Origin of the sequence: Polaromonas jejuensis NBRC 106434 (assembly GCF_001598235.1) — a bacterium.
Lineage (GTDB): Bacteria > Pseudomonadota > Gammaproteobacteria > Burkholderiales > Burkholderiaceae_C > Polaromonas > Polaromonas jejuensis.
In genome coordinates this window covers 1-19,274 of record NZ_BCYO01000031.1, presented here as the reverse complement: position 1 = coordinate 19,274, position 19,274 = coordinate 1, and the positions used below count along the sequence as shown (strand labels likewise).

17 protein-coding genes, 1 tRNA gene and 1 pseudogene are annotated in these 19,274 nt (G+C 60.6%); 13 read left to right on the top strand and 6 right to left on the bottom strand.

Going from position 1 to position 19,274, the window contains the following annotated elements:
- Positions 1 to 46: 46 nt before the first annotated feature.
- Positions 47 to 484 carry a YciI family protein gene (locus tag PJE01S_RS21280; protein WP_068835710.1) on the bottom strand — a complete coding sequence of 146 codons (438 nt, stop codon included), beginning with the start codon at positions 482 to 484 and terminating at the stop codon, positions 47 to 49.
- Positions 485 to 577: 93 nt separating this feature from the next.
- Between PJE01S_RS21280 and PJE01S_RS26220 the strand changes: the two genes are divergently transcribed.
- A complete protein-coding gene (locus tag PJE01S_RS26220; protein ID WP_281178633.1) occupies positions 578 to 709 on the top strand; it encodes a hypothetical protein in 132 nt (43 codons plus the stop codon).
- A 7-nt stretch (positions 710 to 716) separates the two neighbouring features.
- Here PJE01S_RS26220 and PJE01S_RS21275 read toward each other — a convergent pair whose 3' ends face one another.
- A complete protein-coding gene (locus PJE01S_RS21275; RefSeq protein WP_068835738.1) occupies positions 717 to 1,679 on the bottom strand; it encodes an AEC family transporter in 963 nt (320 codons plus the stop codon).
- Between the two features lie 147 nt (positions 1,680 to 1,826).
- On the opposite strand from PJE01S_RS21275, the gene PJE01S_RS21270 reads away from it, so the two are divergent.
- The 3 genes from PJE01S_RS21270 (at position 1,827) to PJE01S_RS21260 (ending at position 5,945) form a co-directional block, all read left to right on the top strand.
- The gene (locus tag PJE01S_RS21270; RefSeq protein ID WP_068835709.1) at positions 1,827 to 3,944 is read left to right on the top strand and encodes an ATP-dependent helicase; all 2,118 of its coding nucleotides are present in this window, start codon (positions 1,827 to 1,829) and stop codon (positions 3,942 to 3,944) included.
- A 274-nt stretch (positions 3,945 to 4,218) separates the two neighbouring features.
- Positions 4,219 to 4,716: a hypothetical protein gene (locus PJE01S_RS21265; protein ID WP_174548571.1), complete on the top strand. Its 498-nt coding sequence runs from the start codon at positions 4,219 to 4,221 to the stop codon at positions 4,714 to 4,716.
- A 29-nt stretch (positions 4,717 to 4,745) separates the two neighbouring features.
- The gene (locus PJE01S_RS21260; RefSeq protein ID WP_068835707.1) at positions 4,746 to 5,945 is read left to right on the top strand and encodes a phospholipase A; all 1,200 of its coding nucleotides are present in this window, start codon (positions 4,746 to 4,748) and stop codon (positions 5,943 to 5,945) included.
- Positions 5,946 to 5,974: 29 nt separating this feature from the next.
- Here PJE01S_RS21260 and PJE01S_RS21255 read toward each other — a convergent pair whose 3' ends face one another.
- Positions 5,975 to 6,937 (bottom strand): LysR family transcriptional regulator, encoded by a 963-nt coding sequence (locus tag PJE01S_RS21255; RefSeq protein ID WP_068835705.1) that lies wholly within the window; start codon positions 6,935 to 6,937, stop codon positions 5,975 to 5,977.
- A 102-nt stretch (positions 6,938 to 7,039) separates the two neighbouring features.
- Here PJE01S_RS21255 and aptA point away from each other — a divergent pair, with 102 nt between their 5' ends.
- Positions 7,040 to 8,398, top strand: a complete 1,359-nt coding sequence (gene aptA, locus PJE01S_RS21250) for an omega-aminotransferase AptA (RefSeq protein WP_068835703.1) — start codon at positions 7,040 to 7,042, stop codon at positions 8,396 to 8,398.
- Between the two features lie 181 nt (positions 8,399 to 8,579).
- Here aptA and PJE01S_RS21245 read toward each other — a convergent pair whose 3' ends face one another.
- Complete coding sequence (locus PJE01S_RS21245; protein WP_068835701.1) at positions 8,580 to 8,870, bottom strand: DUF4148 domain-containing protein; 291 nt, start codon at positions 8,868 to 8,870, stop codon at positions 8,580 to 8,582.
- A 208-nt stretch (positions 8,871 to 9,078) separates the two neighbouring features.
- Between PJE01S_RS21245 and PJE01S_RS21240 the strand changes: the two genes are divergently transcribed.
- The 3 genes and pseudogenes from PJE01S_RS21240 to PJE01S_RS26345 form a co-directional block, all read left to right on the top strand.
- Positions 9,079 to 10,005 (top strand): LysR family transcriptional regulator, encoded by a 927-nt coding sequence (locus tag PJE01S_RS21240; protein WP_068835700.1) that lies wholly within the window; start codon positions 9,079 to 9,081, stop codon positions 10,003 to 10,005.
- A 162-nt stretch (positions 10,006 to 10,167) separates the two neighbouring features.
- Positions 10,168 to 10,281, top strand: coding sequence for a DUF4148 domain-containing protein (locus PJE01S_RS25615; RefSeq protein ID WP_169804414.1), 114 nt, complete (start codon positions 10,168 to 10,170; stop codon positions 10,279 to 10,281).
- A gap of 1,111 nt (positions 10,282 to 11,392) precedes the next feature.
- A pseudogene (locus PJE01S_RS26345) lies at positions 11,393 to 11,653 on the top strand (tyrosine-type recombinase/integrase); the annotation flags it as partial.
- A gap of 645 nt (positions 11,654 to 12,298) precedes the next feature.
- Here the strand turns inward: PJE01S_RS26345 and PJE01S_RS26080 are convergent.
- The gene (locus tag PJE01S_RS26080; protein WP_084389686.1) at positions 12,299 to 12,505 is read right to left on the bottom strand and encodes a DUF6494 family protein; all 207 of its coding nucleotides are present in this window, start codon (positions 12,503 to 12,505) and stop codon (positions 12,299 to 12,301) included.
- A gap of 570 nt (positions 12,506 to 13,075) precedes the next feature.
- Between PJE01S_RS26080 and PJE01S_RS21220 the strand changes: the two genes are divergently transcribed.
- The gene (locus PJE01S_RS21220; protein WP_068835691.1) at positions 13,076 to 13,630 is read left to right on the top strand and encodes a phasin family protein; all 555 of its coding nucleotides are present in this window, start codon (positions 13,076 to 13,078) and stop codon (positions 13,628 to 13,630) included.
- 331 nt (positions 13,631 to 13,961) lie between these two features.
- On the opposite strand, the gene PJE01S_RS21215 is transcribed toward PJE01S_RS21220, so the two are convergent.
- Positions 13,962 to 14,037 (bottom strand) — tRNA-Lys (locus tag PJE01S_RS21215).
- A gap of 625 nt (positions 14,038 to 14,662) precedes the next feature.
- Between PJE01S_RS21215 and PJE01S_RS21210 the strand changes: the two genes are divergently transcribed.
- The 4 genes from PJE01S_RS21210 (at position 14,663) to PJE01S_RS25370 (ending at position 18,875) form a co-directional block, all read left to right on the top strand.
- Positions 14,663 to 14,881: a helix-turn-helix transcriptional regulator gene (locus PJE01S_RS21210; RefSeq protein WP_068835689.1), complete on the top strand. Its 219-nt coding sequence runs from the start codon at positions 14,663 to 14,665 to the stop codon at positions 14,879 to 14,881.
- Entirely contained in the window at positions 14,842 to 15,156 is a 315-nt protein-coding gene (locus PJE01S_RS25375) for a hypothetical protein (RefSeq protein ID WP_169804413.1), read from the top strand. The genes PJE01S_RS21210 and PJE01S_RS25375 overlap by 40 nt, the downstream gene beginning before the upstream one ends.
- Before the next feature lie 300 nt (positions 15,157 to 15,456).
- Positions 15,457 to 17,904 (top strand): AAA family ATPase, encoded by a 2,448-nt coding sequence (locus PJE01S_RS21205; protein WP_068835688.1) that lies wholly within the window; start codon positions 15,457 to 15,459, stop codon positions 17,902 to 17,904.
- A 311-nt stretch (positions 17,905 to 18,215) separates the two neighbouring features.
- The gene (locus PJE01S_RS25370) at positions 18,216 to 18,875 is read left to right on the top strand and encodes a hypothetical protein (RefSeq protein ID WP_157090429.1); all 660 of its coding nucleotides are present in this window, start codon (positions 18,216 to 18,218) and stop codon (positions 18,873 to 18,875) included.
- Positions 18,876 to 19,274: the final 399 nt, after the last annotated feature.

The following is a 19,274-nucleotide window of genomic DNA, read 5'->3' as shown; positions in this document are numbered from 1 at the left end:
CCGGTTTGTACCTCAAACCAGGGGCTGGCGGCAGGCCCGCACTTTTTCAGGACCGCGCGCCGGCCTGCGCTTGCACTTGCCGGCGCATGTGTTCTTCGGCTTCACGGAGCTCGGGCGTGAACCCGGCGCCACAGTCTTCGGCCTCAAACACCTGGCGGATCTCGATCTCGGACTCGCCTTCCATGGGGTTGGGACAGCGCTTGATCCACTCAATGGCTTCTTCTTTGGATTTCACCTGCAGCATCCAGAAACCGGCCACCAGTTCCTTGGTTTCGGCAAAAGGCCCGTCCACCACGGTGCGCTTGCTGCCCGAGAATTTGACGCGCGCGCCTTTGGAGCTGGGATGCAGGCCCTCGGCCGCGAGCAACACCCCGGCCTTGACCAGCGATTCGTTGAACTTGCCCATGTCGGCCAGCAGTTGTTCGCTGGGCATCACGCCAGCTTCGCTGTTTTTGTCGGCTTTCACCATGACCATGAATTTCATTTCGGACTCCTTTTCGTTTCAGATGGGGAGCGGGATGCCCGGACAGTCCGGACCGAAAAACATCCCGCTCTACCAGTATGACGATCGGGGGCGGTGGAAATCGACAACCCGGCACGCCTGTCTGCCTCCGCCGCCAAGAGCGACAGGGTGGTCAGGGAATACGGCGCCATCGAAGGCGGCAACCAGACACTGGACCGCCTGGCAGCGTACCTGGCCAGGATGTAATAAACGTTCAGGTCAGCCAGGCCACCGCCGCCGAGAAGCTGAAAAACGCCAGCACCGTGGACAGCAGGATGATGCGCGCGATGCGCCCGTTGTCGGCGCCAAAGCGCTCGGCCAGCATGGCCACATTGCTGGCGCTGGGCAGGGCCGCCACCAGCACCACCACCGTCAGGGTAAAGCGCTCCAGCGGCAGGCCCAGCGCGATGGCGCCCAGGCCGATCAGCCCCAGCAGCAGCGGGTGAAGCACCAGCTTGATGAGCGCTACAGGCACGTAATCCGCCAGGGGCGTGCGCGTGGCGCTATGCATTTGTGAGCGCGCCAGCACCGCGCCAATGGTGAACAGGGCCACCGGCGAGGCCGCATCGGCGAGCAGGCTGAGCGTGCCCATGACCGGTTTGGGCAGGGCAAAGCCCAGCGCCGAGGCCAGCGCGCCCAGGGCGATGGACCAGGGCAAGGGATTGGCCAGCACGCCCTTGAGCGCCAGGCGCGCGGCCCTGGCCGCGCCGTGCTCGTCGGCCCCATCCAGCCGCGACAGCGCAATGCACAGCGAGGAAGTGACCAGCATGTCCACCGCGATGGTCACAATCGTCGGGCCCGCCGCCTGGGCGCCGAGCAGGGCCACCAGCAGCGGCACACCCATGAAACCGGTATTGGGAAAGGTGGCCACCAGCGCGCCAAACGAGGCGTCGTTCCAGCCCAGACGGCGGCCCGGGCCCCGGCGTGCGACCACCACCGCAAGCGCCACCATCAGCAGGGCGCACAGCAGGTAGACCGCGACCAGGCTGGCGTCCAGCAGCTGCGCAATCGGCGTGCCGGCGCCAAAGCGGTACAGCATGCAGGGCAGCGCGAAATACAGCACAAAGGCATTGAGCCCCGGAATCGCGGCCTGCGGCAGCAGGTTGCGGCGGGTGGCGACATAGCCACACAGCACCAGCGCAAAGAAGGGAAAGGTGACGAGGAGGATGCTTAGCACAAAGCCTATTGTCACCGGCCCGACCGGCGTTCCGGCGACTGGCTATGATGGCCGCTGCCTCTGGCCAGCTTTCCGGCCTGATGCCGCACGGCTCCGGCCACGTCCAATACTCCGAACACTCCGATTTCGCCCGTCTTTCCCGCCTGCATGTCCTCACCCTCTGCCGTTTCATCCGCCACCTCCGGACTCAACCTCGCCCAACAGGAAGCGGTCAACTACATGCATGGCCCCTGCCTGGTGTTGGCCGGGGCCGGCTCGGGCAAGACCCGGGTGATCACGCAAAAGATCGCCCGGCTGATCCAGGCGGGTCTCAAGCCCGAGCAGATTGCCGCCATCACCTTCACCAACAAGGCCGCCGCCGAAATGCGCGAGCGCGCCAAGGCGCTGATTGGCAAGCAGGCCAAGGGCGTGCTGATCTGCACCTTTCACGCGCTGGGCGTGCGCATGCTGCGCCAGGACGGCGAGGTGCTGGGCCTGAAGCCGCAGTTTTCCATCCTGGACAGCGATGACGTCACCAGCATCATCAAGGACGCGGGTGGCAGCGTGGATGCGGCCACCGCGCGCCAATGGCAGTGGACCATCAGCGGCTGGAAAAACATGGGCCTCAATGCCGCCCAGGCCGCCGCCCAGGCCAATGGCGATGAAGAACGACAAATCGCACTGGTCATGGCACGCTACGAGGAGCGCCTTGCGGCCTACCAGAGCGTGGACTTCGACGACCTGGTGAGCCTGCCGCTCAAGCTGCTCAGAGAACACGAAGCCGTGCGCAGCAAATGGCAGGCCGCGCTGGGCCATGTGCTGGTGGACGAGTACCAGGACACCAATGCCACGCAGTACGAAGTGCTCAAGCTGCTGGTGGGCGAGCGCGGCCGCTTCACCGCCGTGGGCGACGACGACCAGTCGATTTACGGCTGGCGCGGCGCGACCCTGGACAACCTGAAGAAGCTGCCGCAGGACTACCCCAACCTCAAGGTCGTCAAACTGGAGCAGAACTACCGCTCCACCAGCGCCATCCTGCGCGCCGCCAACAACGTGATTGGCCCCAATCCCAAGCTGTTTCCCAAGACCCTGTTCAGTGAACTGGGCGAAGGCGAGCCGGTGCGCGTGCTCGACTGCGACAGCGAGGAGCACGAGGCCGAGCGCGTGGTGGCGCGCATCCAGAGCCTGCGCGCCGGCGCCGAACTGCAGCCCGTGGGCAGCCAGCACAAGGAGTGGAAGGACTTCTGCGTGCTGTACCGCGCCAACCACATGGCCAAGCCCTTTGAAAAGGCCTTTCGCAAGGCGCAGATTCCCTACAAGGTGTCGGGCGGGCAGAGCTTTTTCGACCGCGCCGAGATCAAGGACTTGTGCAGCTGGATGGTCCTGCTGGTCAACAACGACAACAACCAGGCCTTCATACGGTCGGTGACAACGCCCAAGCGCGGCATTGGCCACACCACGCTGGCGGCGCTGGGCAAGTTTGGCGACCAGTACAAGCTCAGCCTGTTTGAATCGCTGTTCAGCAACTCCCTGAGCTCGGTGCTGCCAGCCAAGGCGGTGGGCTCGCTGCAGGAATTTGGCCGCTACCTCAACGACCTGGAGTACCGCGCCAAACGCACCGTGGGCGCCGAAGACGCGCGCGCCTTCCTGAACGACTGGCTCAAGGAAATCGACTACGAAAAACACCTCTACGACGGCGAAGACAGTGAAAAAGTCGCCGCCGCGCGCTGGAGCAATGTGATGGATTTCTGCGACTGGATGGCGCAGCGCTGCGGTGGCCAGATCGACGACGCCTCGGGCGCCACGCTCGAAAAGCCCACGAAAACCATGCTCGAAGTGGTGCAGACGATTGCCCTGCTGTCCACCATCAGCGAGCGCGAGGGCGACCAGGACGTGGTGACGCTGTCCACGCTGCATGCGTCCAAGGGCCTGGAATGGCCGCATGTGGTGCTGGCCGGCGTGAATGAAGGCCTGCTGCCCTTCAAGCTCGATGACGACGACGGCAGCAACACCGGCAGCATCGAAGTGCGGCTGCAGGAAGAGCGCCGCCTGATGTATGTGGGCATCACGCGCGCCCAGCGCACGCTGGCCGTGAACTGGCTGCGCAAGCGCAAAAAAGGCCGCGACATGATCCCCGGCGTGCCCAGCCGCTTCATTGCCGAGATGGGGCTGGACAAAACCACCATCCGCGAAGACCCGCGCGAAAAACTCAAGGCGCTGCGCGCCGAGTTTGCCAAGAAAGCCGCCGATGCCGCAGCGGCCGCGGCGGCTTCCCAAGGCCGATAGCCGGAGCGGGCGGTGGTGCGGCCAGCGCACGATTTTTACAGTCATTTACCTTCGGCCGCCAAGCGCGCGGTTTCAGCGCCGCCACCCACGGCAGGCCGGGCGCACAGGCCGCCGAACGCCACGGCACCGGCGCCGGCGCGCCCGCCCCTGGCGGGGTTCGCGCACGTGCTTTCGGCTAATATGGGCGGCTCGCGATGGACGGCCCTTTGCGGCCGGCCCCCACACTCCTGACAGCCCTCGCCTTGACCGAATCGGTTCAGGCCGTTCTTGATCCATGACTTCAAACTTCCGCCGAATTGCTCTTTTTTTAATAGCGTCCTGCGCATTATTTTCGGGGGCCAGAGCCCAAAACAATACAGAAACCGGGTGCCCCACGGCCACCGCCCTGAAGGCCGAGCAGCTGTATGGCCTGTGGACCGCGCGCTTTAGCAACCCGCCGGCCGGCCTGCCCAGCCAGGCCACCGTGCAGCTGCAGCGCCATGCCGAATTCACGGAAAGCCTGGCCGGCACGGTCAGCCGCGATCTGGGCAGCGCCACCGGCGCCAAGGCCATTGCCGGCCATGCCGCCAAGGCCGCGCTGGCCGGCGACCTGGAGGACGGCATGCTGCTGCTCGATGAGTCCTCCGACCACCTCAGCATCACCGGCACCTGGAACGGTGAAATGGTGCCAGGCTCCTGCGGCAAGGTGTTTCAGGGCCAGTGGAAAGACACCAGCAGCAGCGCCGCGCCCAACGCGCCCGACGTGGCCTTCACCCTGACCAAGTTGCCCTGAACCAAGGAGTGTTGAGCGACCGCCGATCCATGACCTTGAAGCCATCGCCGCTGGGCGCCCTGGTGCTCGGTGCCGGCCTGCTGGCCGGCGGCCTGGCGCAGGCGGCGCAAAGCGGGCCGTCCAGCCCGCCCGCCCCGTCATCCCCTGCGGGCTGGCAACTCTGCCAGTCCCTCAGGCAGGACCCGGGCGCGCAGCTGGCATGCTTCCAGCAATGGGCGGATTCGCAAACCAGCGCCAGCGCGCCGCCGCCGGCGCTGACCACGGCGCCAGCCGATCCGGCGACCGGCCAGCCCCAGGCCCAGATCCTGGGGCTGCCCACGCTCAACACCGAGGCGCCGGACGGCAAACCCATAGGCTGCCGGAACACCCAATACTCCGAGCTTTCCCGCTTCTGGGAACTGCAGCGCGGCACCGACTGCGACACCTTTGCCATCCGCGGCTACCGGCCCATCTCGCTGGCCGTGACCCTGTCGGACAGCGTCAACATGCAGCCGTCCACGCCGTCTCCCGGCCACACGCCGCTGACGGCGCAGCCCTACCAGCGCACCGAAAACAAGATCCAGCTGTCGGTTCGCACCAAGCTCGCCAAGGGCCTGTTCAAGAGCGGCGATGGCGACGCTGACGACCACGACTCGCTGTGGTTTGGCTACACCCAGCAGAGCTACTGGCAGCTGTTCAATGGCGAGCTGTCGCGGCCGTTTCGCAACACCGACCACGAGCCCGAACTCATCTACATCTACCCGCACCAGATCCCGCTGGCCGGCGGCTGGAATTACCGGCTCTCGGGCCTGGGGCTGGTGCACCAGTCCAACGGACAGTCGCTGCCGCTGTCACGCAGCTGGAACCGCATCTACCTGATGGGCGCGGCCGAGAAAACACTCGGGCCGGACTCCAGCCTGAGGCTGCAGGGCCGGATTTGGCAGCGGCAGCACGAAGCCGCGGCCGACGACGACAACCCCGACATCGAGAATTACGTGGGCCGGGCCGAACTGGCCGGCACCTGGCGGATCAACAAGGCCAATACCCTGGGCATCACGCTGAGGCATTCGCTGCGCCGGGAGGCCCGCGGCTCGACCCGCATCGACTGGATGATGGCGCCCGCCTCGTCGCCCAACTACACCGGCCTACGCTTGCACCTTCAGTGGTTCAGCGGCTACGGCGACAGCCTGCTGGACTACAACCGCAGGCGCAATGTGCTGAGCGTGGGCGTGAGCCTGGTGGACTGGTAGCCGGCTGCGGTCCTTCGCAGTCCTTCGCTTTAGGGCGTCCCGGTCGGGCCGTGCGCCCGCACCAGGCAGTCGTGAAAGGCCTGTACCGCGCGCGAGGGCTGGGGCGAGCGCCTGAGCAGGCTCACAAAACTGCAGGGGTAGCGGAACAGGGCGGGCTGCACCGCCTGCATCTGCCCGCGCCGCTCAAAGCCCTCGGCGTAATGGTCCGGCAGGAAGCCGAGAAATTTCCCCGAGAGGATGAGCGTGGCAATGGCCTCCTGCTCAAAGCCCGTGGCCTTGCGCGACAGGCCAGCGCGGTGGCTCAAGGCCATGTTGGGCGAGTGGTAGCCCAGGCCGGCGAAATGATAGGCCTGCAGGCCGTCCCAGGTCAGCGCAGCGCAGTCGGCGCCAAACAGCGGATGCTGCGCGCCGCAGTACAGCAGCATGGTCTCGCTGAACAGCTCGGCATACCGCAGGCTGTGCGAATTGCGGTGAGCCGGAATGATGCCCACCTGGTAGGTGCCATCAATCACGCCACGCTCGATGGCGTTGATCGACGCCACATGCAGCTGCAGGTGCACGTCGGGCGCCTGTTCGGTGAACTCGGCAATCGCCGCCCCAATGCGGGCCTGGGGATTGCTGGCGGTCTTGTCGAACACCGCGACCGCCAGTTGCCCGCCCATGCGCGAGTGAATGTCGTCGATGCTGTTGCGAAACCCCGCCACCGAAGCCAGCAGGCGCAAGGTCTCTTCATAGACCCGCTGCCCCTCGGGCGTGAGGGCGAAACCGGCCCGGCCGCGGCGGCACAGCACCAGGCCCAGCCGCGTTTCCAGGTCCTTCACGTGGCGGCTCACCGTGGAAGTGCCAATATTGAGTTCCAGCTCAGCCGCTGCCATGCCGCCGCAATCGACCACGCTCTTGAACACCTGCAGCAACCGCAGGTCCATGTCGCTCAACTGCCCCAGCACGGCGCGCTTTTTGGCATTCAGGGCATCGGGTGGATTCACTTGCATAAAACCTCAAGTAAACATTGATATCGCATACTTTTAGAGGTTAACAGAAGGCTCCAGAATGCCATCACCACCTTTCCTGATCCCCCACTCCGGAGAAAGCCCATGCGCTTCGCTGACCTTGACCAAGCTACAACAGCCACCGGCCCTCGCCTGGATGCCGCCTGGCTGGACGCCCACTGGATGCCCTACACCGCCAACCGCAACTTCAAGGCCAAGCCGCGCATGGTCGTGGAGGCCAGCGGCGCCTACCTGACGGATGCCGGGGGCCGCAAGATTTTTGATGGCCTGTCGGGCCTGTGGTGCTCTGGCCTGGGCCATGGCCGGCGCGAAATCACCGAGGCCGTGAGCCGCCAGGTCGGCAAGCTCGACTACGCACCGGCCTTCCAGTTCGGCCACCCGCTGGCCTTTGAGCTGGCCAACAAGATCAAGGAACTGACGCCGGACGGGCTCGACTACGTGTTCTTCACCGGCTCCGGCTCCGAGGCGGCCGACACCTCGCTCAAGATGGCGCGGGCTTACTGGCGCGCCAAGGGCCAGGCCGGCAAGACGCGCCTGATAGGCCGCGAAAAGGGCTACCACGGCGTCAACTTCGGCGGCATTTCGGTGGGCGGCATTGCGGCCAACCGCAAGCTGTTTGGCCAGGGTGTCGAGGCCGACCACCTGCCGCATACCCAGCCGCCGTCCGGCGCCTTTCACCGCGGCATGCCGCCCACCGGTGCAGAGTTGGCCGACCGCCTGCTGGATGTGATCGCGCTGCACGACGCCTCCAACATCGCCGCCGTCATCGTCGAGCCCTTCTCGGGCTCGGCCGGCGTGGTGATTCCGCCGCAGGGCTATTTGCAGCGCCTGCGCGAGATCTGCACTGCCCACAACATCCTGCTGATTTTTGACGAGGTCATCACCGGCTTTGGCCGCTGCGGTGCCTGGACCGGCGCCGAGGCCTTTGGCGTGGTGCCCGACATCATGAACATCGCCAAGCAGGTGACCAATGGCGCGCAGCCGCTGGGCGCCGTGGTCGCGAAAAAAGACATCTACGACACCTTCATGGATGCCGGCGGCCCCGACTACATGATCGAATTCCCGCACGGCTACACCTATTCGGCGCATCCGGTGGCCTGCGCCGCCGGCGTGGCCGCGCTCGAGGTGCTGCAAAAGGAAGACATGCCCGGCCGCGTCAAGGCGCTGGCGCCGTATTTCGAAAACGCCGTGCACAGCCTCAAGGGCAGCAAGCATGTGACCGACATCCGCAACTACGGCCTCGCCGCCGGCTTCACGATTGCCGCACTGCCAGGCGAGCCGGCACGCCGGCCCTACGAGATCGCCATGAACTGCTGGAACAAGGGTTTTTACGTGCGCTACGGCGGCGACACCATCCAGCTAGCGCCGCCCTTCATCAGCGAGAAGGCCGAGATCGACCGGCTGATCAACGCGCTGGGCGATGCGCTGGCCGAAACCGCCTGAGCCTTTCCTTCTTGAGCGATTGGCCCACAGCAAGGCGCGTGGGAACGGGTGAAACTGCGGCCCTAAAAGGGGAAGTGGCCCTACGCCAACGCCCCAGAACCCGAAAGGGCGCTGGGGCGTTGGCTTTTGCAGCGCTGGCTGCGGCGCGGCCGGCCTGACGCCAGCGTGGCCGCCCGGGCACTTATTGCTGGCTGGTTTTCACGAGCTCGGCCGCGGCCTGGGGGGCGACACCGGCCTTTTCGACACGCGGAGCGCTGGCCTTTTGCTGGCCCGTGGCGCCCAGATAACCGGCACCGGCCACGCTGCCTTCACGCTGGGCCTGCAGCACTTCGGCCTTGACTTCGGCGCGGGTCCGGGTGGCCGGCGCCTGCATCTGGTCGAAAAGGTAGGAATTGAAGGTTTCGGCGGATGCAGCCACGGAAGTCAGGGCGGCGACGGCAACAACGGCAGCGGCGATCAGGTTCGATTTCATGATGAATATCCTCTCAAAGTTAAAGTGACATTCCGGGCATGGCGGGCTCATCGTCTCCCGTCTGTCCAGCCTCGGTGAGTCGCCTTGCAGGGGCTTCGGCTCATCGATGTATGAACTTTATTCCAATCAAATCAAACAAAAAACAGCAAATCAAACAATGCATTGCTGCTAAAACAGCAATAATATGGCCGTTATACAGGGGTAAACCATGGACCGGCTTCAATCAATGCGCGTGTTTCAGCAGGTGGTGGATGACGGCAGTTTTGCCGCCGCCGCGCGCAAATTCGACATGTCGGCGGCCGTGGTGACCCGGCTGGTCGGCGACCTGGAAGACCACCTGGGCGTGCGGCTGCTGCAGCGCACCACCCGGCGCCTGGCCCTGACGGATGCCGGCGAGGCTTACTTGGCCCGCGTGCGCCACATCCTCAATGACATTGACGAAGCCCATGCGGCGGCGCAGGCGCATGCCCAGGAAATGTCGGGCGTCATCCGCATACTGACGCCGCCGGTGTTCGCTACGCATGTGCTGGCGCCGCTGGTGGCCGAGTTTGGACGGCGCTACCCCAAGGTCGTGCTCGACATTCATGCGGACTCGCCGCTGGTGCCGCCCATTGAAGACTACGACCTGACCTTGCTGGGTGCCGCCGACACCTTCGATGCCAACATCATCGCGCGGCCCATTGCCTCTTCGGACGGCATCCTGTGCGCCTCGCCCGACTACCTGCGCGAGCACGGCATCCCGCAGCAGCCCGAAGATCTCGCCCAGCACCGCTGCCTGCGCATCAAGCTCCCGGCGAACCGGCACCGCAGCTGGCGCCTTATCAACCCGGAAGAGCAGCAGCGCGAACTGGAAGTGCAGATCGAACCTGCCCTGCTGGTCAACAACACGGTCACGCTGATACGGGCCTGCGTCGACAGCGCCGGCATCAGCAACCTACCGATCGACCTGGTGGCGAAATACCTCCAGAACGGCGACCTGCAGCGGGTTCTGTCGCCCTGGATCACGGGAAGAAACACGCTGTATGCGGCGCTGCCCAGCCGCAAGTTCATTCCCGCAAGAACCAGCGTCTTCCTGGAGTTCATGACCGAGCACACGCGGGCCGTGATCAAAAAAATGGAAACGCCGCGGGGCTGACACCACGGCGGCTCACCGACGAAGGACCCACGGGCCATCAAGCTTGTCCGGCCGGATATTTATCAATTGCTCGGCCTCCATTCTTGCCATCGCCGCGCTCGGCTCTGCAAGCAGCTTTGCCGAGGGCTACATCCCCGCCCCGGCCTGTCGGACCAGCTGAACGTGACCAGCACGAAAACACGTGCGCAAGTGCGTGCCGAACTGCAGCAAGCGCAGCGCGAGGGCTACACCGTGAACATCGGCAACACCTACCGTGCAGCGCTCAGGCGATATTGAGCGCCCCCTCTACCTTGGAGTGCCTGCTTGCGTGGTTCAAGGCGAGCAGGCCGTTGGGATCGCAGCAGTGACCTCTTGCCTTGTCGCAAGGGAAGACCCCTCACTCCAGCTTTGCGCTTCTTGGCCGTCTCTTCGCTGCGCTTCTCGACCTGCGCACGCCAAGTTTCCAGGGCCGTGATGTCGGCGAGCAGTACGTCAGGTTCCGGCACGGCAACTCCGTCCATGAACGCCTTTTGGTGATGGGCAGCAATGGCCACAGACATTACTACGGCACCACTCAATTTACGCAAACACCGAGTCCGCACACAACTCATTACTGAAAAGACTTGGCCTTGTGCAACCACGCAACGGAAGCCCGGCGCAAACGCTCCTATTTATTGCATCTACCCATCAGCAGTTCCAAGATTGAAAAACGACAGGCTTGGTTTTGTCAAAACTGAACTCGTTTTATCTATCAAGAGGTATGCGCCATGGTGACCAAAATATTTAGTCTGTGGGGATTTCAGACGGGCTGGCGGTCCAGGCAAGGAAGTGGCTATCTGGTCACAGCAACGCTGGACGGAGTCCCCGTCTGGTATTTCGCTGCTGACATCAAGACGGTCGAGCAGGCTTTTGGCCATGCCTGCCGGCGAACTTTTTTCCGGAAGTTCCTGCCATGGATTTCCCCACCTCCGAGGGAGCTTGTTCTTGTCAGCCCGGCCCAGGAAGACCTCCGTATGGACGAATAATGACGAAAAGTACCGCATGGCAACGACAAGCCTGTTGATGCAAAAGAAAGCGGGGCGCCCATAAACTGCCGCGCCTATGTTCAACTTGCGGTTGACAGCTATCGGGCGCACAAATATTCGGCAGATGACCTATGGCTGGCCTAAAAAGAAATTGCGGCGCAGATGCGCAAGCGGACATGGCCGGAAGATCAAGTCAAATACCGCCAGTATCTTGCCAGGCCGCTGGCAACCAAGAAGCTATCCGCCATCACCCGGCGCGAAGTGGCGGCGATCCATAGCAGCATCTCCAGTGCCAGGCATCCAACCACCGTCAATCGCGTACTGGCCCTGGTATCCAGCGTGTACGGCTGGGCAATCTCTGCGGGCTGTGGGAGTCCAATCCAGTGAAGGGCATCAGACGCAACGCAGAGAAAAGCAGGGACCGATTCATCCAGTCTGACGAGCTCCCCCGCTTCTTCTCTGCCCTGGCAGCGGAGCCCAATGAGACCATCCAGGATTACATACTGCTGTCGCTGCTGACGGGTGCGCGCCGGGCGAATGTGCTTGTCATGCGCTGGAGCGAGATTTCCTTCGAGCGGGCCGAGTGGCGCATCACCCGGACCAAGAATGACGATCCGCAGACCGTGACCCTGAGTCCCGAAGCGGTCGAGATTTTGCGGAGCCGCAAGCCCACGAAATCGGCTGAATTTGTTTTTCCCGGCGAGGGCAAGGCAGGGCATCTGGTCGAGCCGAAAAAAGGCTGGAAGCGCGTTCTGGAGCGCGCCAAGGCCATCGGTTTCATCAACGCTCTTGGCCAGGCAGCCTGGTGGGACGCCAGCACCATTGAGGAAGCGCGAGGGGCAGCAATTGCCTGTCCAAACGAAACCATTGAACGGTACGCAGCGCAGGCGAAGGCGCTTGGCATTGAGGCCGCCCATTTCGAGTTGGGCGATCTGCGCATTCACGACCTGCGTCGCACGCTCGGGAGCTGGCAGGCCAAGACCGGCGCATCGATGGCGATCATTGGCAAATCACTGAGCCACAAGAGCCCTCAGACGACCGCGATCTATGCGCGGCTGGATCAGGACCCGGTGCGCCAATCGGTCGAGCGGGCGACTACCGCAATGCTTGCGGCGGCAGGGCTGGCGCCCAAGGTGGACGTGGTGCCGCTGAAGCGGGGGCACTGGCACAGTAGGAGGGCACCGCCAGAGCAACACCGGTTTCCTCTGCGCCTGACAATCAGATGCTATGTGGGACTACTCAATCAAGACTGCTTGAGCGCCTGTTCAGCGCACGCGACAGCTGATACATTACTGCAGGCTGATTTGCCCTTCAAACTTGACGTTCAAAGTCACTCCGGCGATGTCCAGCGTCATGGTTGCCGGGAAAGACTCCGTGCCTGCGATACTGCCTGCCGCGATGGCGCGAGCCACGGCTTGCTCGATTTCGTGCTGTGATTTGACGCCGACCGTTTTCAAGAACTTGCGAATGCTGAGATTGAAAGTTTCGTCATCCATTTCGGTTCTCCATTTTTCTGCCTCATTCGGGCACACAGGCCCTTGGCAACCAAGGCCTGCCCACCTCTGCGGCAGAGATCACTTACAAGCACTGTAGGCGAAATAGCGGCTTAATGGACCGCATTATGTCATCGCCCAAGCGCATCGATTTTCCCGCCCCCCACCCCCTGTTCAGGCGTAGATGCCAGTACAACGGGAAATGAAATTATTAGGGCATGAGCAAGTATGGAGTGCGGACAACATGGGCAAGGTCACAGTGACCTACAAAATGGTGGTAATCAGCTAGGGTTTTCCATGGGGGAAAAAGAGGCGATTACTGAGGTATCTTTGGTTGCCCGGACGGAGTGAGCGATGTTGCAAAGCAAGACGCCGAATTCCTCATAAAAACCACCGACAGTCATTGGGTTGCAACGGTCGCGCTCCAACATCGCCTCAGTGCCTTGACGTGAAAAGGCTTAGCACGGTTTCCGCCGACTACCGCATTGAGAGCAACCACCCAGCCATCAACCGGCTTCTGCCACGGTCTGGGATGGATTCTTTTAGCGCGCCATCTTGACTGGAGATAGAGCAATGCTGACTGCAGAACAAATCCTGGCCGCCCAGAAAGCCAATATCGAAACCCTGTTTGGTCTGACCAATAAGGCGTTTGAAGACGTTGCGAAACTGGTTGAACTGAACGTGACCGCGACCAAGGCCTCCCTGTCCGAAGCCCACACGCAAGCCCTGCTGAGCGCGAAGGATGCACAAGATCTGCTGGCCCTGCAAGCCGGCCTGTTCCAGCTGCTGGTTGAGAAAACCGCCGCCTACAGCCGTCACGTGTATGAGATCGCTTCGGGCACGGGTGCCGAGTTCGGCAAGGATTATGAGCCTGAGGTCGCTGACGGCCAGAAGACCTTGATTAACATGGTGGACAACGCCGCCAAGAATGCTCCCGCCGGTTCTGAAGCGGTCGTGGCTGCGTGGAAAAGCGCTGTCACCGCCGCCAACACCGCTGTCGAGTCCGTGCAAAAGGCCGTGAAGCAGGCCGGCGAAGTCGCCGATGCCAACTTCAACACTGTTGCCGCCACCGCTGTGAACGCCACCAAGACCGCCCCCCACCAAGAAGCGCTAGTTTTTGGGGCTTGAGATTGAGGGCCAAGTCTAAATTGGGGTATCCGTACTGTCGGTGCAGTTTGGAGCGCTTTCCCGCGAAACTCCTTGACGTAGTCCGGCACAAGCACAAGGGTGCTACGCCCATCCATGAGGGAACAGACGACTGCCAAGAAAGAGCCCCACTGCTGCGATGTGCTTGTGCAGGTCCGGCGCTATCGTGGCGATGAAGCGCATTGAACAGGTAGCGTGATGGCGGGGCGTGATTCCGAGGGAAATGTAACCCCCGCGTAACCCCAGGCCAAAGAAAAAAGCCCCGCACTATCTATTTGATAGCGACGGAGCCAGTGCCTACAAGGCTTGTTGGTGGTGGGTCCTGAGTGACTCGAACACTCGACCTACGGATTAAGAGTCCGCTGCTCTACCAACTGAGCTAAGAACCCACTGCCAATATTTTGCCACAGGTTTTCATCGAGACAAACGACAGACCGGTTTGAACATCAAGGATTTCTGTTTTTTTCATGGCGCAAGTCTCTAACGAAACGTCTTTCGCCCGGCAGGGACGACGCCATTGCCCACAGACGATCCCGCGAGCCCAAAACAAAAAACCCCGCTATCTTTTAAATAGCAGGGTTTTTATGCCTGTAAGGGCTTAATTGGTGGCCTGGGGCGGAAAACACCACCCCGAAAAAGCCGCTTTCCATCTACAAATTCCGTTCTCCGGAAAAAAGGCACTGCGTAAGTAACACTTTGCCAATTTTTCAGTTCCAAAAGCCGGTCGTGGAGGCAGTTTAACTGCCTTTCTTGGGGCTGCAAAGTAGTGACTCTTGAGCGCAAGCAGCGCGCCTCAAAAACCACTTTACCAACATAAACGAAGCCAACGAAACGAACGAATTTGGCGAATCAGGGGCGGCTCCAAAAACGCCAAAATGAACTGGGTGTTAACTCGGTCCCTCGGCCCACAAAGGGGCTTTTTTTCGGAAGAATCCTTTCATCTCGTCAGAAGTCCACCGCGGCCCGTGGTGGATGCAAGAACGCAGATGTGTCATCTCTATGAAAGGAAATCCGATGAGCAGCAATGCACCCGCCAAATCGAAGCGCTCGATCCTCCTCCGTATCCAAGAAGTGCTTCAGCGCCTTCCCATCAGTCGATCATCACTCTACGCGGGCATGCAAACAGGGCTCTATCCCCAGCCGGTGCGCATCGGAAAGCGGACGGTCGCCTGGAGGGAGGAGGACATCGAAGCATGCATCGCGGCGATGAACAAGCACTCGGCTGCAGCTTGATCGCCCTCACCTCCGACATCTGCGCGTCGCTTAAAAAGGCGGTTCCTGAATCTAAGAAACCTTGCAAATCACAGATCTTGCGAGGTTTTTCTTTTGACCACCGTACTGAGCACGTTGATGGCCTGAAAGAAATGCCTGCTGACGTTCTTCGAAATGCTTTTTCTGGTCAAGGCGAGCCACTTCTCAGCACAAATTGGTGGTCAATTTTTGACTTGGGACGACGGCTTCGCAGCGAGTTCTGTCAGTCGAACCACGTGCCGTATTCACGCTTTTGAGCACATATCAGACATTCCATGCGAAGGCGTTGACCGCATTGACGGCTGATCTTGGATGAATTGCAGAGATTAGCAAACGCGGTTGCATCGTGTCACTTGTTCTGCCGGCCGAACGTCAGTTGCTGAGGACAGTGGACGCACGCCCCCTTGGAACGATAGCTACACTGAAAGTATCCGCTCTCGAAACTCTTTCACTAGATTTACACATCTAGACGCCGGGGGACAATGAGCAGTGGGTAATTTTTTCTGCGTCGCGATGCAGAGGCATATACCGCGTGTGAGAGGACTTCAGTGGCACAGATGATTCCGTCAGTTGGACCAGCCGAGACTGACAGCGCGGCTGAGCGACGTATCTACCATTTGCTCAAGAAGGGGTTGTCTAACGATTTCGTCGTCATTCACAGCCTTCCCTGGTTGTGCTCATCAGTGAGGGCAATCGACCGCGACTACCCCCCCACTGGCGAAATCGACTTCCTCATCGTGCATGAGGCTCTCGGCATTCTGGCCGTGGAAGTTAAGGGTGGAGTGCATCGCACGGAAGGGGCGACCTTTGTGCACGTTAAATCAGGTCGCAGTAGTCATCCCGTCAGGCAAGCACGAAAAAATGCTCACGGGCTTGCTCGATGGCTTGGCCACGATCCCAGCCTGCGTTTTCGCATCGGCTACGGGTTCATCTTTCCGGACAGCAGCTTCGGCGATCAAGTGATCGACGCTGCTATGGTCGATGCGTCCGTGTCTCCGCGGGAGTCAATCTTCGTTGACAGGAGTGGCATGGCCGACTTGGGCCTACACATTCAACGCATCATGCGGTTTTGGCGGGCTGCAAATAGTTCTAGCCCACTGGGCAGCGCGAGGAAGGCCAAGCTTGTTCAAACGCTTTGCCCTGAATTCGATGGTACACCGAACTGGGCGTCACGTGTCGAGTATGACAACCGCATGTGGCTTCGCTTGACCCAAGAACAATCAAGAGTCGTCGACACCGCAGTGTCAAGCGCTCGGCTTGTTGTCAGTGGATGGCCGGGGACAGGGAAGACGCTCATTGGAATAGAGCTCGCCCGACGGCTTGCGATGGGCGGCCAAAGAGTTCTGGGTCTCACACTTAATAACTTACTTGCCAAACATTGGCGAGCCGAGATCGAAATAACCGGTGGTGTGGTTTCTACTTGGCACAGCTTCTGTGCGGCTGCTTCGCGCAAACTGCATGGCGATGTTGTACGCAATCAGGAATGGATGGATACAGGGTGCTTGGACGATCTTCTGGCGGCAGATCGCCAGGGGCTTGTGCCCCAATTCGACGTGTTGATCATCGATGAAGCACAGACCCTCAAGCCGATGTGGTGCGATTGGCTGGCGCGTCACTTTGAGGCAAAAAAGATCGTGGCCTTCTGTGACGAAACCCAGCTTTTCGCATTCGAGAAGGAGCGTGTTTCGGTCCAGGATCTTTGTAAGTGTTTTGGCACGAAGGAACCTTTCTCTCTAACAATTCCATTGCGCTCTCCAAAGGTCGTCACGGATCACCTATTGAGGATCAAAACGCCCACTTATCAAGTGTTCAGTCCGCGAGATTTGGAGCCAGAGGCACTTCAAGAGAGGGTCGTTACCGACGTCGGCAAAGCGGTCGATTTGGTGCTCGCGGAACTCGAGGCACAGGGCCTTCGCCGTGAAGATGTCGTTGTTCTGTCGAAGTATGCTGCTGTAGCTGAATACCAAGGCCATGAGCGATATGAAACAGTATCTCGCTTCAGAGGCTTGGAGTCGCCAGCCATAGTTATCGCTTGGGCCGAAACGATGGATGACGTGGAGTTGTTTTGTGCGTACTCCCGTGCCACCACGGTGTGCGTGGCCCTATATGACGCGGAGAGTCTCGGATTTCGGGCTCCCAGTGGCCGCTTTCATGAATTGATACTTGCAGAGCCTCGCAATGCTGAACTGGCCCAGGAAACGAGCGAGCAGGCTTCGACACGATTCATCATGGCGAATCACGTGCAGTCTGTACCGCTTTCGCTGCAGTCCGCAAGCATACGCTGGTGCCCAGACTGGGGGGCCTGGCTCGTAGACCGTCAAGATAATGATGAGGCTGCTGAACTTTGGATCGACTACTTGGTGTGCCATCATCGCTGGCCTGTATACGCTTGGACCGACAAGTCGCGCCGAGAGGTTCAGTTCTCAATGCCTGTTGATGATGCAGATCGCGGAAATGGCGGCTCTCCTCACAGACTCGGATCTTGTGAGGATTGCGATGCAGTAGTGCCATTTCAGCGTGAGGCGCTTTCAGACACGTGGCATTGCCAGGCCTGCGTAGCGAAGAGTGAGGATCGAGGTGAGCCGACGTCCCAGCTCTTTGATCTACTGCGTGAATACGACCAGTTGCTGTGTTCCGGGACGACAGAGAACAAGGATGAACTGGTACGTTTGCCCTTGAGTCTGGCCGCGCTTGGCGCGCGCCGGTTGGCGCGAAAAAACGCTGGCTACCAATGTACCCAACTAGAAATGCTTCCAACCGGGACTATAGTCTTTCGTGCTGCAATGGCTTTCGTATACGCGCGCATAAGCCTTTTGAGCGAGGGAACGCTGCTAGTTCTTGACCGGCTCGCGGAAGCCACTGGGCGGTATGTCTTGCCACCTGGCGTGACAGCTGCCTTGTGGCGCAACAGAATTGCTCTCGCGTTGGGCCGTAGCTATACCCAAGAGCTTCTTACGAAAGCTGGGAAAGGCCGCTACAGAATATCAAGGCCTTCGAAGTCATAATTTTCTCTTTGAGCCTGCTCTTCGCGTACAGGCGCGGCGGATTCAAAAGACTATGCCCATGACCGCTTGCCAAAATTCTGGACTCGCACTCCCGACTCCGAGCCGTTCCAGCGCAGCAATAAACACTGCGGATTTCGATTGGGGATCGCCGTTTGCGAGGCAGACGCTCAACTAAATGAAGACCTGATCCCTACGGCAATGAAGACCAGTGCGCCAATCTCGCGTAAACAAACATGTGATTCCACCCTATCGGTTGAGGAGACATCTTGCGCCACCGCGCAAGCCACTTCCTACATTAAGTTTTATGCCACATGAACCGCTACCGTGACGCCACCGTAGCTTCCGAAACGCACGATGCTTCGGCACTCGCTCGCTACATCGAGTCCTTTGCGGAGGCATCCTCTAAGTGGGCACTTCTGGCCGAAAAAAGTGCCGAATACGAGAAATTGTGCGGCGCGCCGTCGTGCTGCATTGTTACTGCCTCCAGCGCTCTTCCTCATGCTGCCATTCACTTGACTGTTCCAAGAGAAGGCAAACGGTCACTCACGGTCGCCAACATCATCCCGCTCTCTGCCTCCCGCCTCAGCGTTGCTGAATATAACGCTGTGCTGGTGTCGTTCGCTCGTGCTCTTCGTGCGCGTAGTCGACTTCACGGTACCCGTATCAAGGTTGTGCTATCAAAAGCTGATATTCGTCTCGCGGATGTAGTGACAGGTAAGGTTACATGGAAGCTTTTGCAACGCTACCTGGCATTACATCCGCTCAGTCATCATCCCTTGGATATTCAGCGCCTGGATGCCTTTACCTGCGCAATCTCACGGTACACGAGAAAGAGCTTTGATCTCGATTCTTTCCAGGTGCTATTGATGGAAGAGCTTGGATGGTCAGCCGAGGATGCTTCTTGGTGTCGGTCGCGTGTTGAAGTGGGCCTTGACGTACTTGCGGCCTCCAGACGCTTCGATCGGCGATGAAAATACCGCATACATACCGGTCAGCTAGCACGCGGTGTCCACCGGTGTTGTCGGCTTCTGGTACAAAGCACCGGTTACCTTTGCGTTGAATGTCTGCGATTAGCCGTTGCTGTCAGCCAGATTCCGCAACTGACTGGCCGCAGTCAGCCTGAAAGAGGCGTCCATTGTGACGTCGGCTTCGCAGCGTGAACAAACCTAAACGGTTGCTGCCGGTCGGAGCGGCAGCATGAACTCACGGTCTCTTTCCATTAGCGGTCATGCGGAAGCCCACGCCCTCAGCCGACCCATGACTGCTTTCGGAGTTACAGCCGCCGTTGGCGTCACCTCGCAGCGGGGCGGCATCTTGAACGTCTGCATTTCACGATTGCTAGCTGCTCTTCTCGACCCATTTCAGCTACT

Bases quoted from the DNA above. Each gene is read 5' to 3' on its own strand.
- PJE01S_RS21245 (WP_068835701.1), bottom strand. From the start codon at position 8,870: ATGAAATCGAACCTGATCGCCGCTGCCGTTGTTGCCGTCGCCGCCCTG.
- PJE01S_RS21265 (WP_174548571.1), top strand. From the start codon at position 4,219: ATGACTTCAAACTTCCGCCGAATTGCTCTTTTTTTAATAGCGTCCTGC.
- PJE01S_RS21240 (WP_068835700.1), top strand. From the start codon at position 9,079: ATGGACCGGCTTCAATCAATGCGCGTGTTTCAGCAGGTGGTGGATGAC.
- PJE01S_RS21220 (WP_068835691.1), top strand. From the start codon at position 13,076: ATGCTGACTGCAGAACAAATCCTGGCCGCCCAGAAAGCCAATATCGAA.
- PJE01S_RS21260 (WP_068835707.1), top strand. From the start codon at position 4,746: ATGACCTTGAAGCCATCGCCGCTGGGCGCCCTGGTGCTCGGTGCCGGC.
- PJE01S_RS25370 (WP_157090429.1), top strand. From the start codon at position 18,216: ATGAACCGCTACCGTGACGCCACCGTAGCTTCCGAAACGCACGATGCT.
- PJE01S_RS21205 (WP_068835688.1), top strand. From the start codon at position 15,457: ATGATTCCGTCAGTTGGACCAGCCGAGACTGACAGCGCGGCTGAGCGA.
- PJE01S_RS21280 (WP_068835710.1), bottom strand. From the start codon at position 484: ATGAAATTCATGGTCATGGTGAAAGCCGACAAAAACAGCGAAGCTGGC.
- PJE01S_RS21270 (WP_068835709.1), top strand. From the start codon at position 1,827: ATGTCCTCACCCTCTGCCGTTTCATCCGCCACCTCCGGACTCAACCTC.
- PJE01S_RS25375 (WP_169804413.1), top strand. From the start codon at position 14,842: ATGCATCGCGGCGATGAACAAGCACTCGGCTGCAGCTTGATCGCCCTC.
- aptA (WP_068835703.1), top strand. From the start codon at position 7,040: ATGCGCTTCGCTGACCTTGACCAAGCTACAACAGCCACCGGCCCTCGC.
- PJE01S_RS26080 (WP_084389686.1), bottom strand. From the start codon at position 12,505: ATGGATGACGAAACTTTCAATCTCAGCATTCGCAAGTTCTTGAAAACG.
- PJE01S_RS21210 (WP_068835689.1), top strand. From the start codon at position 14,663: ATGAGCAGCAATGCACCCGCCAAATCGAAGCGCTCGATCCTCCTCCGT.
- PJE01S_RS21255 (WP_068835705.1), bottom strand. From the start codon at position 6,937: ATGCAAGTGAATCCACCCGATGCCCTGAATGCCAAAAAGCGCGCCGTG.